Source organism: Lacinutrix sp. YIN62 (genome assembly GCF_057219185.1).
Map to the genome: position 1 here is coordinate 1 of NZ_JBXVVH010000020.1, position 19318 is coordinate 19318.

The 19318-nt window shown below is 33.4% G+C and carries 19 protein-coding genes and 1 tRNA gene; 7 read left to right on the plus strand and 13 right to left on the minus strand.

Going from position 1 to position 19318, the window contains the following annotated elements; all coding sequences use genetic code 11:
* Positions 1-671: 671 nt before the first annotated feature.
* Both AC2D8I_RS12900 and AC2D8I_RS12905 read right to left on the minus strand, forming a co-directional pair.
* Positions 672-744, minus strand: a tRNA-Gly gene (locus AC2D8I_RS12900).
* 130 nt (positions 745-874) lie between these two features.
* The gene (locus AC2D8I_RS12905) at positions 875-1300 is read right to left on the minus strand and encodes a GNAT family N-acetyltransferase (RefSeq protein ID WP_484706434.1); all 426 of its coding nucleotides are present in this window, start codon (positions 1298-1300) and stop codon (positions 875-877) included.
* A 54-nt stretch (positions 1301-1354) separates the two neighbouring features.
* Between AC2D8I_RS12905 and AC2D8I_RS12910 the strand changes: the two genes are divergently transcribed.
* Both AC2D8I_RS12910 and AC2D8I_RS12915 read left to right on the plus strand, forming a co-directional pair.
* On the plus strand, positions 1355-2305 hold the full coding sequence (locus AC2D8I_RS12910) for a GNAT family N-acetyltransferase (RefSeq protein WP_484706435.1): 951 nt from the start codon (positions 1355-1357) through the stop codon (positions 2303-2305).
* 11 nt (positions 2306-2316) lie between these two features.
* Positions 2317-3045 carry a M15 family metallopeptidase gene (locus AC2D8I_RS12915; RefSeq protein ID WP_484706436.1) on the plus strand — a complete coding sequence of 243 codons (729 nt, stop codon included), beginning with the start codon at positions 2317-2319 and terminating at the stop codon, positions 3043-3045.
* 129 nt (positions 3046-3174) lie between these two features.
* On the opposite strand, the gene AC2D8I_RS12920 is transcribed toward AC2D8I_RS12915, so the two are convergent.
* Entirely contained in the window at positions 3175-3579 is a 405-nt protein-coding gene (locus AC2D8I_RS12920; RefSeq protein ID WP_484706437.1) for an ankyrin repeat domain-containing protein, read from the minus strand.
* Positions 3580-3853: 274 nt separating this feature from the next.
* On the opposite strand from AC2D8I_RS12920, the gene gpmI reads away from it, so the two are divergent.
* From gpmI to AC2D8I_RS12940, 4 genes are all read left to right on the plus strand, one after another.
* Positions 3854-5371 (plus strand): 2,3-bisphosphoglycerate-independent phosphoglycerate mutase, encoded by a 1518-nt coding sequence (gpmI, locus tag AC2D8I_RS12925; RefSeq protein WP_484706438.1) that lies wholly within the window; start codon positions 3854-3856, stop codon positions 5369-5371.
* Between the two features lie 98 nt (positions 5372-5469).
* Positions 5470-5874, plus strand: a complete 405-nt coding sequence (locus AC2D8I_RS12930; protein ID WP_484706439.1) for a BT0820 family HAD-type phosphatase — start codon at positions 5470-5472, stop codon at positions 5872-5874.
* A gap of 9 nt (positions 5875-5883) precedes the next feature.
* The gene (map, locus tag AC2D8I_RS12935) at positions 5884-6702 is read left to right on the plus strand and encodes a type I methionyl aminopeptidase (protein ID WP_484706440.1); all 819 of its coding nucleotides are present in this window, start codon (positions 5884-5886) and stop codon (positions 6700-6702) included.
* 160 nt (positions 6703-6862) lie between these two features.
* A complete protein-coding gene (locus AC2D8I_RS12940) occupies positions 6863-7627 on the plus strand; it encodes a class I SAM-dependent methyltransferase (protein ID WP_484706441.1) in 765 nt (254 codons plus the stop codon).
* 33 nt (positions 7628-7660) lie between these two features.
* Here AC2D8I_RS12940 and AC2D8I_RS12945 read toward each other — a convergent pair whose 3' ends face one another.
* The 10 genes from AC2D8I_RS12945 to AC2D8I_RS12990 all read right to left on the minus strand — a co-directional run bounded on the left by AC2D8I_RS12945 (position 7661) and on the right by AC2D8I_RS12990 (position 17872).
* Positions 7661-9262: a S8 family serine peptidase gene (locus AC2D8I_RS12945; RefSeq protein WP_484706442.1), complete on the minus strand. Its 1602-nt coding sequence runs from the start codon at positions 9260-9262 to the stop codon at positions 7661-7663.
* A gap of 151 nt (positions 9263-9413) precedes the next feature.
* Positions 9414-10397 (minus strand): FAD:protein FMN transferase, encoded by a 984-nt coding sequence (locus AC2D8I_RS12950; protein WP_484706443.1) that lies wholly within the window; start codon positions 10395-10397, stop codon positions 9414-9416.
* The gene (locus tag AC2D8I_RS12955) at positions 10398-10775 is read right to left on the minus strand and encodes a Na(+)-translocating NADH-quinone reductase subunit F (protein WP_484706444.1); all 378 of its coding nucleotides are present in this window, start codon (positions 10773-10775) and stop codon (positions 10398-10400) included.
* A gap of 57 nt (positions 10776-10832) precedes the next feature.
* Positions 10833-11693 carry a DUF4846 domain-containing protein gene (locus AC2D8I_RS12960; RefSeq protein ID WP_484706445.1) on the minus strand — a complete coding sequence of 287 codons (861 nt, stop codon included), beginning with the start codon at positions 11691-11693 and terminating at the stop codon, positions 10833-10835.
* Positions 11694-11806: 113 nt separating this feature from the next.
* Positions 11807-13120: an NADH:ubiquinone reductase (Na(+)-transporting) subunit F gene (gene nqrF / locus AC2D8I_RS12965; protein WP_484706492.1), complete on the minus strand. Its 1314-nt coding sequence runs from the start codon at positions 13118-13120 to the stop codon at positions 11807-11809.
* Positions 13121-13124: 4 nt separating this feature from the next.
* Positions 13125-13835 (minus strand): NADH:ubiquinone reductase (Na(+)-transporting) subunit E, encoded by a 711-nt coding sequence (gene nqrE / locus AC2D8I_RS12970; protein ID WP_484706446.1) that lies wholly within the window; start codon positions 13833-13835, stop codon positions 13125-13127.
* 70 nt (positions 13836-13905) lie between these two features.
* Positions 13906-14556, minus strand: a complete 651-nt coding sequence (locus AC2D8I_RS12975) for an NADH:ubiquinone reductase (Na(+)-transporting) subunit D (RefSeq protein WP_484706447.1) — start codon at positions 14554-14556, stop codon at positions 13906-13908.
* A 3-nt stretch (positions 14557-14559) separates the two neighbouring features.
* Entirely contained in the window at positions 14560-15303 is a 744-nt protein-coding gene (locus tag AC2D8I_RS12980; protein ID WP_484706448.1) for a Na(+)-translocating NADH-quinone reductase subunit C, read from the minus strand.
* Positions 15304-15305: 2 nt separating this feature from the next.
* Positions 15306-16517: an NADH:ubiquinone reductase (Na(+)-transporting) subunit B gene (locus tag AC2D8I_RS12985; protein ID WP_484706449.1), complete on the minus strand. Its 1212-nt coding sequence runs from the start codon at positions 16515-16517 to the stop codon at positions 15306-15308.
* Positions 16517-17872: a Na(+)-translocating NADH-quinone reductase subunit A gene (locus tag AC2D8I_RS12990; protein WP_484706450.1), complete on the minus strand. Its 1356-nt coding sequence runs from the start codon at positions 17870-17872 to the stop codon at positions 16517-16519. Before AC2D8I_RS12990 ends, AC2D8I_RS12985 begins: the two co-directional genes overlap by 1 nt.
* Before the next feature lie 191 nt (positions 17873-18063).
* Here AC2D8I_RS12990 and AC2D8I_RS12995 point away from each other — a divergent pair, with 191 nt between their 5' ends.
* A complete protein-coding gene (locus tag AC2D8I_RS12995; RefSeq protein WP_484706451.1) occupies positions 18064-19314 on the plus strand; it encodes a type IX secretion system plug protein in 1251 nt (416 codons plus the stop codon).
* Positions 19315-19318 lie beyond the last annotated feature (4 nt).

The window sequence follows — 19318 nt, forward strand, 5'->3', positions numbered from 1 at the left end:
TTTTTAGCCTTGTTTCTGAACGTCGCTTTTACTCTTTTGCCTTGTGGCATACGTGCTAAGCGGCTGCAAATATACATCCTCTTAGCGCTCCTGCAAGCTTTTTTTATTCTTTTTATTAGGAGTTATTTGCTTTTTATTTAATTGCTTTGTTTTAAAGTGTTTACAGAGCTTTATTTTTATAAAGGTTTTGATCTTATTGGCTTTTTGTTATGTTTTGGTGTTTTTAGGGCTTTGTTTTAGACCTTTTACTCTTTATTTTATAGAAGGACCTTTCTCTTTTTATATTAATTTGGGTGATGAGATTTTAATACGCTTTTTTTTTAGTATTACGCTATTGAGAGATTTTAGATTATTTTAATTGCTATAGGTTATAGGTATAATAATCCCTTTATTCTAGTCGAACTCTTATTACAGAGCTTAATCTCTGCTCATGCTATGGTTACTATTTTATTGTTATTGCGATTTGTTTTATTGAGTCAACATCTCGTAGCTGGTTTACTGTTTTAATATACCTGTTTAGCATTTTGAGAAGACCTAATGTTCTTTTTTATTGAAACAATATTTTAAGGACTAATGGTATTGCTGGGTTTTAATCTCTAAAACTTCTATTTCTTATAACTTTTAAAATAAGACATAAAAAAAAGCTTCATCTAAAAAGATAAAGCTTTTTGAGCGAGAGACCGGGTTCGAACCGGCGACATTCAGCTTGGAAGGCTGACGCTCTACCAACTGAGCTACTCTCGCATTTCCGGTTGCAAATTTAAGCATTAATCTCAATTACCAAAACATTTTTTGAATAAAAATTAAACATTTTTTAGTAAACAAAAATAACTCATTGATTTTCAACATTAAAAAGCGTTATATTATTTTAGCTTTAAAGTGTTTTATAAAAATGATACCCATAAATTTCATAACCTTCATTGTAATAAAACTTATGAGAAGGGTAATTTTGCACATAAGTATTCAATTCGGAAACATGACATCCTTTACCCTTAGCATATTCATATAACCATTTAAAAAATTGTTTTCCTAAGCCCTTGCCTTGATATTCTGCTTCGATATATACATGATCTACTTCCATCATCTTCCCTGAATAATGGCGCGTTTGAAACCACATTCCCGAGACTCCAATTAGTTTATCTTCATCATAAATGCCAGCACATTCATAGTTTTGTGTTATCATTTCTGCAAAGCGCTCTTTCAATACCTCATTAGAGTTTGCGTTATTGGTTAGCTTTTGAACCAGTGGAATTACTGAATTAATTTCAGATTTATCAATAATTTTAAATGTAAAGGACATCTTTATTTCTTTTCGGTAAATTTAATTAATTTTGATGTATATTATCTGCCTTATATGAAAATCATAACACAAAGTCAAAGACTCTATTTAAGGGAATTCTCCCCAGAAGATGCTATTCATTTCTATCAAATGAATCAAGATAAAGCTGTTATAAAATATACTAAAGACACTTCATTCCTCTCGGAATCAAAAGCTCTTGAATTTCTTTTAAACTACAATCAGTATGATTTGTATAATATGGGACGTTGGGCCGTGTGTTTAAAAAACGACAATACCTTTATAGGGTGGTGCGGCCTAAAATTCCATTCTAAAAAAAATACGAAAGACGCCTATGTTGAAATAGGATATCGTTTTTACAAAAGGTTTTGGAACAATGGTTATGCTACAGAAAGCGTAAAAGCCGCTATTCGCTATGGGTTTAAAATCCTAAAACTCGATACTATATTTGCCCATGCACACATTAATAATAAAGCATCGCATAGAGTTCTCTTAAAATGTGGATTTCATTTTGTTCAACAAGATTATCACGATGAAATGCCTTCAAACCTATACAAAATTGAATCTCCTCAAGTTATAATTAAACCAATAACCGCTAAAGAAACTTACACTGTACGTCACCCTGTTTTACGTGAGGGGCGCCCTATTACAGATTGTGCTTTTAAAGGAGACGATTTAAGTACTACCATACATTTAGGTTTATATGTAAACAACAACCTAGTAGGCGTTGCTACATTTTTAAAACAAGTACATTTGTTATTTAATTTTGAAAATCAATACCAATTAAGAGGTATGGCTATTTTAAAAAACATGCAAGGCAAAGGTTATGGTGATCGCTTATTAAAAGAAGGTGAGACTATTTTACAAAGTAAAGGCGTTCAGAACATTTGGTTTAATGCTAGAGTATTAGCGGTTCCGTTTTACAAAAGCAATAATTATATTGTTATAGGCGAATCGTTTGAGATTCCTAACGTTGGAACACATTTTGTGATGCATAAAGCTATATAAATTTAACTGTAATGAAACAATATACTTTCTGGCGTCTTTTAATTATTTTTGGATGGCTATTATGCGCAACACCACAATTAGCCTTTTCTCAAAACGACCTCCCCATTAATGAGCTTATAGGTAAAGGGAATCCTGAGTTGTATGGTAATGGCTATAAGTTACGGCAAGACGCTTATTTCGCTTTTTTAAAGTTAAAAGCAGCAGCTTTAAAAGAAGGTATTAATATCGTTGTGGTTTCTAGTTATCGTAATTTCGATCATCAAAAACGTATTTGGGAACGTAAATTTAAACGTTATAGAGCCCAAGGGCTTTCTGAAAAAAAGGCCATTGCTAAAATTATTGAATATTCTACTATTCCAGGCACCTCTAGACACCATTGGGGCACAGATATAGATATTATTGATCGCAATGTAAAACAACCCAAAAGTCTTTTAGAAACCGATAACTTCGATAATGATGGGCCGTTTTGTAAACTAAAAGAATGGCTAGAAAATAATGCTGCTAAGTACGGATTTTATTTAGCTTATACAGACCTTAAAGATAGACAAGGTTTTAAATATGAACCTTGGCATTATAGTTACAAACCGCTTTCTCAAGCCTTTTTAAAACAATACAAGACTCTGGATATAAGAGCGCTACTTAAAAAAGAAAATATTGGCGGGAGTCATTCTTTTTCTGAAGAATTTATAAACGATTATATTTCTAAAAACATTTTAGATATTAACCCCGATCTTTTATAAAACTAATCTTATTTATCGTTTTTAAGGTTCGTATTATACTCGTCTAATTAATTTTTATAAGCTTTATAAGAACAAAAGGAAGTTTTACAATAATTACAAAACCTCCTTTTTTAGTAAAATGTTAAAGGACTATGACTTTCCTTTTTTTAGTGTTGCTTCCAAAAGGGCATATGCGTCTTTTGCATTTGTAGCTTTTGCATATTGCATTGCTGTTTTACGACTATTGGACCTTGTTTTTAAATTTGCCCCTTTATCTATTAACAATTTTAAAACCGCTACTCTATTGTACTTTGCAGCATACATAGCAGGCGTCATTCCTAATGATTTTTTGTTTACGTCTTCTCCTAATTCAATGAGCTTTTTAACGGTTGCTAAATCCCCTTTTACTACGGCCACACAAAAAGCACTTACATTGTATGTTGGCTTTAGTTCATAATTATTCTTTAGCATAATAGTTTCGTCTTTGGGGCTTGCATTTAAACTTGCCATAGAAAAGATTATGCCTATTACGGTAATGATGATTGTTTTTTTCATGATGAAAGTGTTTTAATTTATGATTGTTTTTTGATTATACCATAAAGACGCCTTCGTTTATTTATTGTTACATGAATACTTCAAAATAACATTTCCTTAACAAAAAGAAACAAAAAAACACTATAAAACAAACCGTTAAAGTGCTTCGAACTTATTCTATTGAAATTTAAAAAGAGTTTTTGACTAATGTTTTTTCTTCTATTTTTAAGTTAAATAATTATCCTAAAAGGGTTATAAACTTTTATCTTTGAATGTTTAAAAACATTATTTTAAAATGAATAAAAAAGTTATTCTTATGATACTGGATGGTTGGGGAAAATCTCCAGATCCCAAAGTATCTGCCATAGATAATGCAGAAACGCCATATATTGATAGTTTATACTCAAATTACCCGCATGCGCAATTAAGAACAGATGGTGAACATGTTGGTTTACCAGAAGGGCAAATGGGTAATAGCGAAGTTGGCCATATGAATTTAGGTGCTGGCCGTATTGTATACCAAGATTTGGCCAAAATTAACCTTGCCGTAAAAAACAATACGCTAGCAGATGCACAGGTGCTAGCTGAAGCTTTTAATTATGCCAAAACAAACGATAAATCAGTTCATTTTTTAGGTTTAGTTAGTGATGGAGGAGTACATTCTCATATTAATCATCTCAAAGCTTTAGTTGATGCAGCCGAAGATTCGGGTGTTTCTAATGCGTACATTCATGCTTTTACAGATGGCCGTGATGTATCTCCTAAATCTGGGAAAGCGTTTATTGAAGCGTTAGAAAATCATATTAGAAACAAAAACACAGAAATTGCTTCCATTACCGGCCGATATTATGCAATGGATCGCGATAATAGATGGGAGCGTATAAAATTAGCTTACGATGCCTTAGTTTATGGTAAAGGGACTTCGTCTTTAAACCTTATAGAAAGCATACAACAAAACTACGATTCTAATATTACTGACGAATTTATTAAACCAATTATAAAGACGAACTCAAAAGGCAGTCCTTTGACCACCCTTAAAGATGATGATGTTGTTATTTTCTTCAATTTTAGAACAGACCGTGGGCGTGAGTTAACCAATGTACTTTCTCAGAATAATTTTCCTGAGTACGACATGAAGCCGTTAAAGCTACATTATGTTACAATGACAAATTATGATGATACTTTTAAAAACATTCATATTGTTTTTAATAAAGATAACATCACTGAAACTTTGGGAGAAGTCCTAGAAAAAAACAATAAAACACAGATTAGAATTGCGGAAACAGAAAAGTATCCTCATGTTACTTTTTTCTTTTCTGGGGGGAGAGAGGATGCTTTTTTTGGGGAGTCTAGAATTTTAAAAAATTCTCCAAAAGTAGCGACTTACGATCTTAAACCTGAAATGAGTGCGTTTGAACTTACAGAAGCTCTCGTTCCAGAATTACAAAAAGGCTTAACCGATTTTGTTTGCTTAAACTTTGCCAATGGTGATATGGTTGGACATACAGGTTCCATGGAAGCAGCTATAAAAGCCTGTGAGGTAGTAGACCGCTGTGTAAAAAAAGTGGTAACCACAGCATTAGATAATAATTATACAACATTGTTAATTGCAGATCATGGTAATTGCGAAACTATGATTAATCCAGATGGCTCACCGCATACCGCACACACAACAAATCCTGTTCCTTTAATATTAATAGACCCCGATTTGAAAGAGATTAAGGATGGTATTCTAGGCGATTTAGCTCCTACTATTCTAAAGCTAATGGGTATTGAAAAACCAAAAGTAATGACGCAAACAGCTTTAGTTTAATTTAAAATTTTATAATTGCGTTTCTAAAAGAAACCAGAGCAGCTTACTAAATAACATATCTATAAATATTGTATTTTTGCATTCAATTTATCATTTAAATGAATATTTCTAAAGGCCTTATTATAGCAATAGACTTTGATGGTACCATTGTTGAAGATGGTTACCCTGCCATTGGAGCGCCTCGGTTATTTGCTTTCGAAACTTTAAAAAGACTTCAAGCAGATGGACACCGTTTAATACTATGGACATACCGACACGGTAGTAAATTAGATGAAGCGGTGCATTTTTGTAAGACCAATGGTATAGAGTTTTATGCTGTAAATAGAAGTTTCCCAGAAGAAACAACACTAGAAAATGCCAGTCGTAAAATTCATGCCGATTTATTTATTGACGATAGAAATATTGGTGGTGTTTTAGGCTGGGGTGAAATTTATCAAATGCTAACACAGCAAACGCCACCAATGGCAAAAGAAAAAAAGAAAAAAGGATTTTTCCGTTTTTAAACAGAACTTATGATTATTGCAAAAACAAGAGAAGAGATAGAGTTAATGCGAGAAGCTGCATTGGTAGTTTCTAAAACATTAGGGGAAGTAGCTAAAGCTGTTAAGCCAGGAGTAAGTACTCTAGAGTTAGACAAAATCGCCGAAGATTGTATTCGTGATCAAGGAGCAACGCCTGGTTTTTTGGGCCTTTACGATTTCCCAAATACTTTATGTATGAGTCCTAACTCTCAAATTGTTCATGGTATTCCTAATAATAAACCATTACAAGAAGGCGATATTATTTCCATAGATTGCGGCGCTATAAAACACGGGTTTTATGGAGATCACGCTTATACCTTTCCTGTTGGAGAGATCGATCCTGAAACTCAAAAATTACTACAAGTCACAAAAGAATCCTTGTATGTAGGCATTAAAGAGTTAAAAAAAGGGAATCGCGTTGGTGATGTTGGTTATGCCATACAAAAATATTGTGAAGATCATGGTTATGGTGTGGTTAGGGAATTGGTAGGTCATGGTTTAGGCCGTGTTATGCATGAAGATCCTGAAATGCCGAATTATGGAAAACGCGGGCGTGGCAAAAAATTTATAGAAGGAATGGTTGTAGCGATAGAGCCTATGATAAATATGGGCACACAGCGCATAAAACAACACAAAGACGGTTGGACTATAACTACCTTAGACGGTAAACCTAGTGCGCATTTTGAACATGATGTTGCTTTAGTAGATGGTAAGCCAGAGTTACTGTCGACTTTTGCTTATATATATGATGCCTTAGGCATTACAAGCGATGAAGAAAATAGCTTTAGGCAGAAGGCATTGGTACTATAATGAAAATAAAGCACCTATTAGTATTTATTATTCTTGGTTTCATTTTCACATGTATTGGAGTCTTATTTAAAATTCAACATTGACCATACGCGAATGTTATTTTAATATGTAAGCTACTTACTTCAAATAAATTTAATGCTTTTTTAAATTGGTAGTCCCCTTGAAAAAAATTTTTAAACTCATATTAAATACCATACCTAGGCCACTATTAATAAGGTTAAGTTATATCGCACGTCCTATTTTAGCTTTCGCTTTAAAGGGGGATCGGTTTACAGATCCTATTGATGGTAAAAGCTTCAAATCTTTTTTACCCTATGGCTATGGCAATCAACGCAATAATGTTTTATCGCCATCAACCTTGTCTTTAGAACGCCACAGATTATTATGGTTGTATTTAAAAAATGAAACTGACTTTTTTTCGGCAAAGAAAAAAGTGTTGCATTTTGCGCCAGAGCAAGCTTTTTTTAAAAGATTTAAAGGTTTAAAACATTTAGAGTATACAACAACCGATTTAGTATCGCCACTAGCAGATGTAAAAGCAGATATCTGTGATTTACCCTTCGCCGATAATAGTTTTGATTTTATTCTATGCAATCATGTTCTAGAACATATTCCTAACGATACTAAAGCGATGCACGAATTATATCGTGTATTAAAGGTTGGCGGCATAGGTATTTTTCAAATCCCTCAAGATCTAAACCGAGAAGAAACATTTGAAGATGATTCTATAACGGATAAGAAAAAGCGTGCTGAAATTTTTGGCCAATATGATCATGTTCGCATTTATGGGCGCGATTACTTTAAGAAACTTAAAAGTATAGGCTTTACTGTTGATGCTGTAGATTATACAAACAATATCTCTGCAGAACTGGTAGAACGCTATTGCTTGGCTAAAGGCGAAATTATTCCTGTTTGCCAGAAATAAACGAATTAAAAATACACAGTATACGGCTTCAATTTAGGATTTCTTTTTTGTATTGTGAATACGTGCTGCCATAATTAAGGCATTATAAGCATTTACTACTTTACCTGATTTTGATAACTCGTTAAACGGTGTCATTTTATCTTTATTTTCGTTTGTAGGCGTTTTTACAGGAAAGCTATACTCTACTCCACTGTCCATTATAATGTGTTTTACCTCACTTGCAGTAAGATTAGGGTAATGCGAAAATATTAGAGCGGCCACCTTAGAGGTTAATGCTGCTGCTAAAGAAGTGCCACTGTCATAACCAAACTTATTATTAGGGTAGGTTGTATAAATTTCTTCACTAGGCGCAAAAATATCTACCGTTTGTTTACCGTAATTAGAATATATGTCATATAAGTTTTCATTAGCATGCATAGTAGAGCCTCCAATCATTAAAAAATTATCGAAAACTTCCTTGTAATCTTCTTCATAATCGTTTGGGTAGGTCATTATTTTATCTAAATTTAACGAAGCATTTCCTGCAGAACTTACAATTAATACATTATGTGCTTCTGCATATTGCATCGCTTTAGAAACCCATTTTTGATGTAACGAATACGCTTTACCAAAACTCATATTAATTATTTTTGCGCCATTGTCTACAGCATAACGAATGGCTAATGCAATGTCTTTATCATGCGTATCGCCATAGGGTGCAATTGCTAAAGGCATGAGCTTTATAAAATCTTCTTTTATTACGCCTGCAACTTCAGTAGCATGTTTATAAATATCTAAATTTCCAGAGACATTTCCATTTCCATAACCTATATCGGTAATGTCATTTTCATCTTCATCTAAGATCTCGCGCTCGTTAAAATCTACATTCCCTCTTTTTTCTATTTTAGCAACTCTATTGTTATAATTTCGAGTGAAATTTTCATCTGTATCTTTATATTTAAGCAATAAGCTTATCATATCGACATGCTTTTTCAAGCCATTTCCAACGGTATCTATTTTATTTAAAACCTCATAAGAGTAGTTATAATTCGGAAAATATTCTTTTAAAGCTTTTTTAGCACCAACATATTTCACATAATACTTGTGAACACGCTTAAAATTTGCCTTTAATTTTTTTCTCGTGTCTAAATATTCTTTCTTAATTTCATGATATTCAACGGCCTCTTTACTATTTAACTTAGTTGTATCTTTATTAATATAATGTCTATAAATTCTAACGTATTCTTTATTAGCCTCTGTTATATTTTCACCTTTGGAATTTCCTAAAAAATTCCAGCCATTAATATCGTCTATATAACCATTATTATCGTCATCAATATTATTATTGGGAATTTCTTGTTTATTTACCCATATATTGTTTGCTAGAGACGTATGGTTTATGTCTAATTCTGTATCGATAACAGCAATTATTATAGGCTTTAAAATATTAGGTTCTTTAAAATGAGTAAAAACTTTTTTTAAACTTACACCTGCTATAGAATCCTTAGTATTATCCACACTATACCAATTATTTGAAAGCGAATCTGATATTATAGCTGTTTTAAATTGAGTCTTTTTTTGAATTGCTTCTTTTTTCACTGAACAATTAAGCAGGAAAGTAATTAGTGTGAATAGGTAAATTAGGTTTTTACTCATTTTTTTAGTGTATATATTAATGTTGATCTATCGTTCCTCCTTCTCCTATGTTACAATCTTGAGTAGATTCAAAAGTTTTAGCTGTTTCAATTGTTGCATAAGCATCTTTATAAGCTCCCGATTATTATAAATTAATAGTCACCATAGCTTATTACTGCAAAGGAAAGTCGTTTAAAACTAGTGTTTCTAATTCTTTTTTATCATTTTCAAAAATTAAATAGGCTTTTAATTCGGGGTGTTTTATCATAAACGTTTTTACTTTTGGTATTCCCATAGCCTGAAAAGCTGTAGCATAACCATCGGCCATCATACAGTTATTGGCTAAAACTGACACTCCAAGAATATTAGTTTTTGCAGGATATCCTGTTTTTGTATTTATAATATGTGCATATTTATTCCCATTTTCGTCCACTTTAAATTTCCTATACGTTCCTGAAGTTGCCAGAGCTTGATCATCTAAAGTAATGGTTTCCGAATAGCTTTGTGATCCATCAAAATTAGGATTCTCAATTCCAACAATCCAACCTTTATCTTTGCTTAAATTATATCCTTTGGCTCGTAGCTCTCCTCCAACCTCTACAAGGTAGTTTTCTACGCCTTTAGATTCTAAAAATGAAGCAATAACATCTACCCCATAGCCTTTTGCAATTGCATTAAAATCTATAAAAATGCCATCGGCCTTTTTAACGGTATTCTCTACCAACCCAACTCGATTAAATCCTACGAATTGCATTAGGCTATCTATTTTGATACGATCTAAGACTTGACTCTGTTTTTCGGATCCAAAATCCCAAGCATTAACCAGTTTTCCTATGGTGGGATCTAAAACGCCCTCTGTTTCTCTATATATAGTTCTTGCTCCTGTAAAAACAGTTTTAAAATGATGATCGACGGTAACATCTTCATTTTTATTTAGTCTAGAAATATCAGAATTGTCTTGATAATTTGACATCGATAGATTTAAAACATTAAACAGGCTATCAAATTGCATTTTATAGTTTTCGCCTTTGACATCAAAATATTGTATATTAAAACGGGTACCGAAAACAGGTCCAGTGACCTTGACTAATTGAGGTGAGGTATTACAAGAGTTAAAAACAATAACAAGCGTAAGTAGTAAAACTATATTTTTCATTTAATTTAGGTTAGTTTCTATTAATTGGATGCCATTATACTCGATTAAATACGCTTCATCTAAATAGATAGGAAGAGATTCTCCGTTTGGATTCCCTAAGCCAACGCCAGCATATAGTACTTTAGCATTATTGGTCCTAGCGTGTTCTTTAAAAGACTCCATCCAAATTACGTCATAATTATTAGCATTTTCTGGTAGCATAACCGCCTTGACAATGACAAAAAAATACTGTTTATTAGCATCTATACATACAAACTGCGGATGCTTTTTTAATTTACTATTTATGGCTATAAACTCAAAACCTCGCTTTTCTAAATCCTTGCCAACATGATTCATCGCTAAGTTGTGCAGTTCTTGTGGTGATAGTGCTTTACTCATAAAACAAAAATACAATAATCACTTATATTTTAAATCTATTTATCTGTAAAACACCGATCAATTAAAGCTTACATATTTTGAATTCATGAAGGTATAATTAGAAACATTTAATCTTGAATTTAATTTGAGTGTGTACCATGGTGAATTCGTAGGGTCATCCAAATTTTTTACTAGGTGCACGCTTTGCGCGGGTGTATTACCTTGAATGAGTAAAAACTGTTTTTCACCAGCCTGGTTTATAATCTCGTCTGCGATCATTACAATATGCCCAGGTGTTCCGCCTTTAATAAGCATGTCGCCAATTTTTAAGGCTTCTATTGTAGTAACTCTTGGTAACTCATTGTATAAAGATAAGGTCCCCGAATACATATAGATTATGTTTAAATACTTATAAAAAGTATCTTTAGAGTGCGATTTTAAAGCCGTTTTATGAAATGTCACTTGGTTTCCTTTTACTTTTGGCCTGTAACCTTCTGCATATTGTAGCCAAGAGCATTGGTGCCCGCTAGTAAAATTAAAGCGGATTTCATCTTTTCTATTTTTTTCCCAAAGATACTCACTCCTAATTCGTATTAAAGCATCTGCACATTGCTGTAACCCGTTTTTGGGAACTGGTATCTCTAGCACTCCTATATGACCATCTTGCCAATAATATTCGCTCCCATCATAGTTTATAATTTTGCTTCCATAGGGTTTTAACTTATAATCGCGTAAATACTCTTGAAAGGAACCGTTAGGATAAGGGACTCTCTTAAAGCCTTTAGGAACATTTACTCTAGATTTAATGGTTAAACTATCGCTGTTTAAGTCTTTCGTTTTAACTATTAAGCTTACATCTTTAGATTCGGTTTCTATTATAGAGTCCTTAAACATGTAAATGGCAATAAAAATACCAATAAGCATTATTATTTTTTTCATCTGCTTTCTCTTAAATTATACACGACATGTGATAGTATAACCAAAAAAGCCGCTTAAAATTATTTTTAAGCGGCTTTTATTTGTTATCAATAGAGAATTGATTTCGGTTTTATTTATCCTCCAAAATCATCAAAACGTATGTTTTCTTCGTCTAAACCAAAGTCTTCTCCCATTTTCTGAACTGCATTATTCATTAATGGTGGTCCACAGAAATATAATTCAATATCTTCTGGAGTTTCATGTTTAGATAAGTATTGGTCTATTACCACTTGATGTATAAATCCTACGAAACCATCGCCTTCTTGATCATCAACATCCTTTTTAACTTTCCAATTATCTGCTTCGGTAGGATCGGATAAAGCGATATAGAATTTAAAGTTTGGAAAATCTTTTTCTAAAGCTCTAAAATAATGGATATAAAACAATTCTGCTTTAGATCGTCCACCATACCAATAGGTTACTTTACGGTTTGTTTTAAGTGTTCTAAACAATTCGTATAAGTGAGATCGCATTGGAGCCATTCCTGCACCTCCACCAACATAAAGCATTTCTGCTTCAGACTCATTAATAAAGAACTCTCCGTAAGGGCCTGAAATGGTAACTTTGTCGCCTTCTTTTTGGTTAAAAATATAAGACGATGCAACTCCTGGATTAACATCCATCCATCCTCCTTTATCTCTATCGAAAGGCGGTGTTGCAACACGTACGTTAAGCATTATTTTTCTACCTTCAGCTGGATAAGAAGCCATAGAATAAGCACGCTCTACAAGCTCGTCGTTTTTCATGACTAAAGGGCGTAAGTTAAACTTATCCCAATCTGCTTCAAATTTTTCTGGTTCCCCTGGGTGATCTTCTGGGTGTGCTGAAATATCCATGTCTGAATATTTTATTTCGCATTCTGGAATTTCAATTTGTATATACCCTCCAGCTTTGTAGTCCATATCTTCTGGGATCTCCACTACAAATTCTTTAATAAAAGTTGCCACATTATAGTTTGAAACTACGGTAGCTTCCCACTTCTTAATACCAAATACTTCTTCTGGAATGGTAATCTCCATGTCTTGCTTTACCTTAACTTGACAAGATAAACGTGCTCCATGTTTTAACTCTTTTCTTGAAAAGTGAGGCGTTTCTGTAGGCAAAGCTTCGCCACCACCAGACAGTACATGACATTCACATTGAATACATGTGCCACCACCACCACAAGCTGATGGTAAAAATATTTTATTTGTCCCTAAAGTAGATAATAGCGTTCCTCCTGAAGCCACTTCTATTTCTCTTTCGCCATTTATTAATATTTTTACTGGTCCAGATGGTGATAATTTTTGTTTTACAAATAATAATAAACCGACTAGTACAAGTGTTATTAATAAAAACGCTGCTACAGTTGCGACTATAGTTCCTGTTGTTCCTGCTGCTAAAATGATCATGTTACTCTGTAATTTTAGTGTTATTAGCTAACTTCTTGTCCTTTTTAGAAGTCTCAACTTTAACGGTCTTATCTTCTTTTTTAGTGTCTTCATCACCACCAGTTAACATTCCTCCAAAACTCATAAACCCAATTGCCATAAGTCCTGTAATAATAAATGTTATTCCTAAACCTCTTAATGGAGCTGGCACATTAGAATATCTAATTTTCTCACGAATAGCTGCGATAGCTAAAATAGCTAAGAACCATCCTATTCCTGATCCTATACCATACACTGCTGCTTCTCCAAAAGATGGGATTTCGCGAGATTGCATAAATAAAGACCCACCTAAGATGGCACAGTTAACAGCAATTAATGGTAAGAAAATACCCAAAGAGTTATATAATGACGGTGAAAACTTTTCTACTACTATTTCTACCAATTGCACCATTGTTGCAATGGTAGCAATAAACATAATAAAGGATAAAAAGCTTAAATCGTAATCTGCATATTCTTCACCTAACCATTGTAAAGCCCCTGGTTGTAAAAGATACTGGTCTAACAACCAGTTTAACGGTACTGTGATAGCCAGTACGAAAATTACTGCCGCTCCTAACCCTACAGCTGTAGATACTTTTTTAGATACTGCTAGGTATGAACACATTCCTAAGAATGTAGCGAACACCATATTATCTATAAATATTGATTTAAAAAATAATTCTAAATATTCCATATATTTTCGTATTTAGTATTTGATAATGTGTGCTCATTATAATAGGCCAACACTAATCGCATACTATTATTTAGTCTTCTATTAATGCTTTATTTCTACTACGCTGTACCCAAATAATGATTCCAACTACAATTAATGCCATTGGAGACAGTAACATGAATCCATTATTTTCATAACCGTATGCATATAAGCCTGACAATTCTCCAGGAATAGAATTCCCTAAAACAGGATATCCTAATAAAGTACCAGATCCTAATAATTCTCTAAAGAAACCAACTAATATTAATATTAGTCCGTAACCTAAAGCATTTCCTATACCATCTAAGAATGATCTCCACGGTCCGTTTCCTAAAGCGAAGGCTTCAAAACGCCCCATAATAATACAGTTTGTAATAATTAAACCTACAAATACCGAAAGTGTTTTACTTAACTCATAAGCAAAAGCCTTAAGTACTAAATCTACAATAATTACTAAAGCAGCAACTACAATTAACTGTACTATAATTCTAATTTTTGAAGGAATAATATTACGCATTAGTGATATTACAACATTTCCAATTCCCAATACAAATAGTACTGAAACGGCCATTACAATAGATGCTTTTAACTCTGCTGTAATTGCTAAAGCAGAACAGATTCCCAATACCTGAATTGTAATTGGGTTATTATCGGCTAAAGGATCTAAAATTAAACCTGCGTCTTTTTTTGATAAAAGTCCCATATCTTATTTTTTTAATTTTTGAAAGTAAGGTAAATATAGTTTTAAATCGCTTTTTATCATTGCTGTAACACCATCACCTGTAATGGTTGCTCCTGCAATAGCATCTACCTCATTATCTGTTTTATCTATATTCTTAGGGTCGTTATTTCCTTTAGCGACTGTAATTCCTTTAAAAGTACCATTAGACATTAAATGTTCCCCAATAAAGTCGTCCATAAAGAAGCGTTGTTTAATATTGGCTCCTAATCCAGGCGTTTCGCCCTTGTGGTCAAAATAAGCCCCTTGAACAACCATATTTTCATCTAAGGCAACATATCCCCAGATAGCATCCCAAAGGCCTTTTCCTCTAATAGGTGCAACGTAAAATGTTTTGCCGTCTTTTACGCCAACAAATAATGGTAAGCGTCTTGTTTCTCCATTTTTCGCCTTTGTTTGTTCTTTCTTAACATCGATAAGGTAAGCTTCTTCATCTTCGGTAACATTATCTCCTTCTATAACTAATTGCTTAGTAATATATTTTAAAAACGCTTCTGGTGCTTTATCTGTAGAAATAAAAGTAGCACTACTTTCATCATTATCGTTAACGCCCATAGCATACAAAATATTTTGTTGCTTCTCTAAACGTTTATTTTCTGTAATTGCTGGTTCAAGAAATGATGCTGTAAACGCTAACAAGGTCCCCACGATTAATACCATTCCTACTGCAAATAGTATTGTATATGAATTTTTATCTGTTTTATTTTCCATCGTTATGCAACTTTAGCTTTTAAACGTTTCATTCTTCTTTTTACATTTCCTTGAACCACATAATGGTCAATTGTTGGTGCAAACACATTCATTAATAAAATTGCTAGCATAACGCCTTCTGGATAAGCAGGGTTAAACACACGAATCATTATAGATATAAAACCAATTAAAAATCCATAAATCCATTTGCCTTTATTCGTTTGAGAAGCTGTTACTGGGTCGGTTGCCATATAGACTGTTCCAAAGGCAAAACCTCCTATTAGTAAATGCATCCAAAAGGCTGTACTCATTAACCCATAGAACTTACTTGATTCGGTAATAATCCCAGCATCTACAACGCCGTTAAATATTAATCCCATAGTTATGGCGCCTAATACAGAAGACACCATAATTCTCCAACTTCCGATTTTAGCAAAAACTAAAAACAATCCCCCTAATAGTATAAGCAATGTAGATGTTTCTCCTATAGATCCAGGAATAAAACCATAAAACATATCCCAAGCATCGTAAACCACACTATTATTTTGTGCCAAACTACCTAAAACGGTTTCACCAGAAATCGCATCGGGTGTTCCTGTTGCTTCTACAGCACCATGCACCCATACTTTATCGCCAGACATCCAGGTTGGATAAGCAAAGAATAAAAAGGCACGAATCGTTAATGCAGGATTAAGAATATTCATTCCCGTTCCTCCAAAGACTTCTTTCCCAATCACTACACCAAAAACAACAGCCACTGCTACCATCCATAATGGTGTATCAATTGGTACGATTAATGGCACAAGCATCCCCGTTACCAAATACCCTTCTTCTACTTCATGTCCTTTAATTACTGCGAATACAAATTCTACAGCTAGACCAACAACGTAGGAAACAATAACCAATGGTAATACTGTCCATGCGCCCATTACAAAGTTATCCCACGTTAGAAAATTCCCTAACAAGGATACTTCTCGGGTAATACCTGCGGCAACATCTATTGCGGCGTAATGTTGGTATCCAGCATTAAACATTCCAAAAATCAAACAAGGAATCAATGCCATAATAACAATGTTCATTGTTCGCTTTAAATCATCGGCCGCTTTTATATGCGTTCCATTATGAGTTGTCTCATTTGGCAAGTATAAAAACGTATGGATTGCATTAAATGCAGGGGCCATTTTGGTTCCTTTATACTTTTCCTTTAAATTATGTAAATTACTTTTTAAACCCATTATCCTATTTCTTTAAGCATTAAGTCTAAACCTTTTCTAATAATATCTTGATGTGGTTGCTTAGACACACAAACAAATTCTGTCAAGGCGAAATCTTCTGGTGCAACTTCATACATTCCTAAAGCTTCCATTTCGTCTAAATCTTGATATTTACAAGCTTTTAAAATTTGCATTGGAAAAATATCTAACGGAAACACTTCTTCATAAGTTCCTGTCGTTACAAAAGCACGATGTTCCCCATTTGTATTGGTATTTAAAGCAAATTCTTTTTTTGGTGTTAACCAAGAAAAAGTTAGCGCTCTTGACGTCGATATTTTATTAAATATAGGCTTATTCCATCCAAAAAACTCATAATCGTCTCCTTCTGGAATTACAGAAATCACATTACTGTAATAGTCCAAACTACCATCAGGTTTCACTTGTGTCCCTGTCAATACGTTTCCTGAAATAATACGATCGTTTCCGTTTTTATCTACGCCTTTATCATAAACCATAGTTGCTATTTCACTCCCGATTACGGTTTTGAAATATCTTGGCTCTGTTACTGAAGAACCAGCCAATGCAACGATACGTTGAGCGTTAAATTTACCTGTTAACAATAACTCCCCAATAATAACGAGGTCTTGTGCATTTATAGTCCAAACGACTTCCCCTTTGTTAATAGGATCTATTTTATTGATTTGCGTGCCCACGTTACCAGAAGGGTGTGGTCCAGAAACTTTATGCAGGGTTATTCCTGTCAAACCCGCCAAAGGCGACTTTCCTTGCTTCCCGACACTAACGTGAAATTCACCTTCTGTTAATTTACCCAAAGCCGTAACTGCAGCTTGTAACTCGGCCTCTTTACCTTGTAGCGTATAATCTAAATCTGCTGCTAAAGGGGCGCTAGCATAAGCGGAAACAAAAATTGCTTTTGGAGCAACATCGGGATTTGCAATAACATCGTAAGGACGCTGTTTTACAAATGCCCAACAACCAGAGGTCAATAATTTTGCTTTAATATCCTCTGCTTTCGCCGAATCTACATTTAAAGCGCCAAAATCTTGATAAGATTGTGTTTTGTCTGCTTGAAGTTTTATTGCTAATATTTTACGTTTTTCACCACGTGCAATTTCGATAACTTCCCCAGATACTGGTGAAGCAAATTTTACATCTTCGTTGGATTTATTAAAAAACAAAGCTTGTCCAGCCTTAACTTTTTCTCCAACTTTTACCGATAATTTAGGAATTACACTGTGAAAGTCTTCTGGTCTAACCGTATAAAAGTTGCTTACAATAGCATTCTCTGTTACGAGTTCTGCCGCACCTTTTAACTTTATGTCTAGACCTTTCTTAATCTTAATGTCGTTTGACATACGTATAAATCTATTTGTTAATAGTTTAGTGATTTGATTTTTTGAGAGTCAAAAATCGGTGCAAAAATACGAATTTATAATGCAAATTTTAAGTCTAAATATCCCTCCTTATTTATTTATATCTATTCTAAATAAGAAAAACCGATTAGGCATAGAATTTGTTTATATTTACCTAATACTAAAATTACAAAATGAAATTTAAATTCACCCTTATAATTACCCTCTTTTTTAGCAGCACTCCTTTTTGGGCTCAAGTTGAAGAGATACAACCTCAAGATTACCTTAAAACCATTACTTTAAGAGGGAACACATTAGAAAACCAGCTGCCTATAATAAAACTCGGCAGTCGTTTTATTTTAGAGTTTGATGTTTTAAACGGCAATGAAGATGACTATTACTATGAAATTAAGCATTACAATTTTGATTGGACACCTTCTAATTTATTGGAAACAGAATACCTAATAGGTTTTAACGAACAACGCATTAGAACGTATGAAAATTCTTTTAATACACATCAAATATATTCACACTACAGATTAAGCATCCCTAACCAACAAACCAAAGGATTCAAAAAATCTGGAAATTATTTAATTACGATATATAATGAGGATGACGAAATTGAATTTACGCGAAAATTTATGATTTATGAAGACATCGCGCATGTTGGTGTATCTATAAAACGTTCACGTGATGTTTCCTTAATAAAAGAAAAACAAACGGTAGATTTCACCATAAACTCCTCGATATTAAGATTTAACAATCCCAAAGAATCTATAAAAACAGTATTAGTTCAAAATAACAATTTAAATACAGCTATTACAGATTTGAAACCCCAATATATTTTAGGCAACTCATTAGAATACCGTTACACAAAAGCCTCTAGTTTTTATGCTGGTAACGAATTCTTTTATTTTGAAAATAAAGATTTAAGAAGCGCAAATACTGGCGTACAATTTATAGAACTAAAAGACTTATACAACCATTATTTATATCGAAATATTTCAAGAGCAAACTTACCTTACACCTACAACCCAGACATCAATGGGAATTTTTTAATAACAGCTCTGGACACTAATAACCCGAGCATTGAAGCAGATTACACAAAAGTTCATTTTTCGCTCTTGTTAGAGAAATTACCAAAAAACAAATCGGTTCATGTCTATGGAAATTTTAATAACTACGCCATAGACGATACCACAAAAATGGTTTACTATGACGACCAAAAAGCCTACGAACTTCCACTTATTTTAAAACAAGGGTTCTACAACTACAAATATATTGTTGTTGATAATAATGGCACTATAGACGAAAATGTGATTGGAGGCAACTTCTACCAAACCGAAAACAATTATAAAGTTATTGTATACTATAGAGATCTTGGTGCGCGTTATGATAGAATAATTGGACTCGGTGAAGCTAATTCTATAAACACCACAAATTGATTTT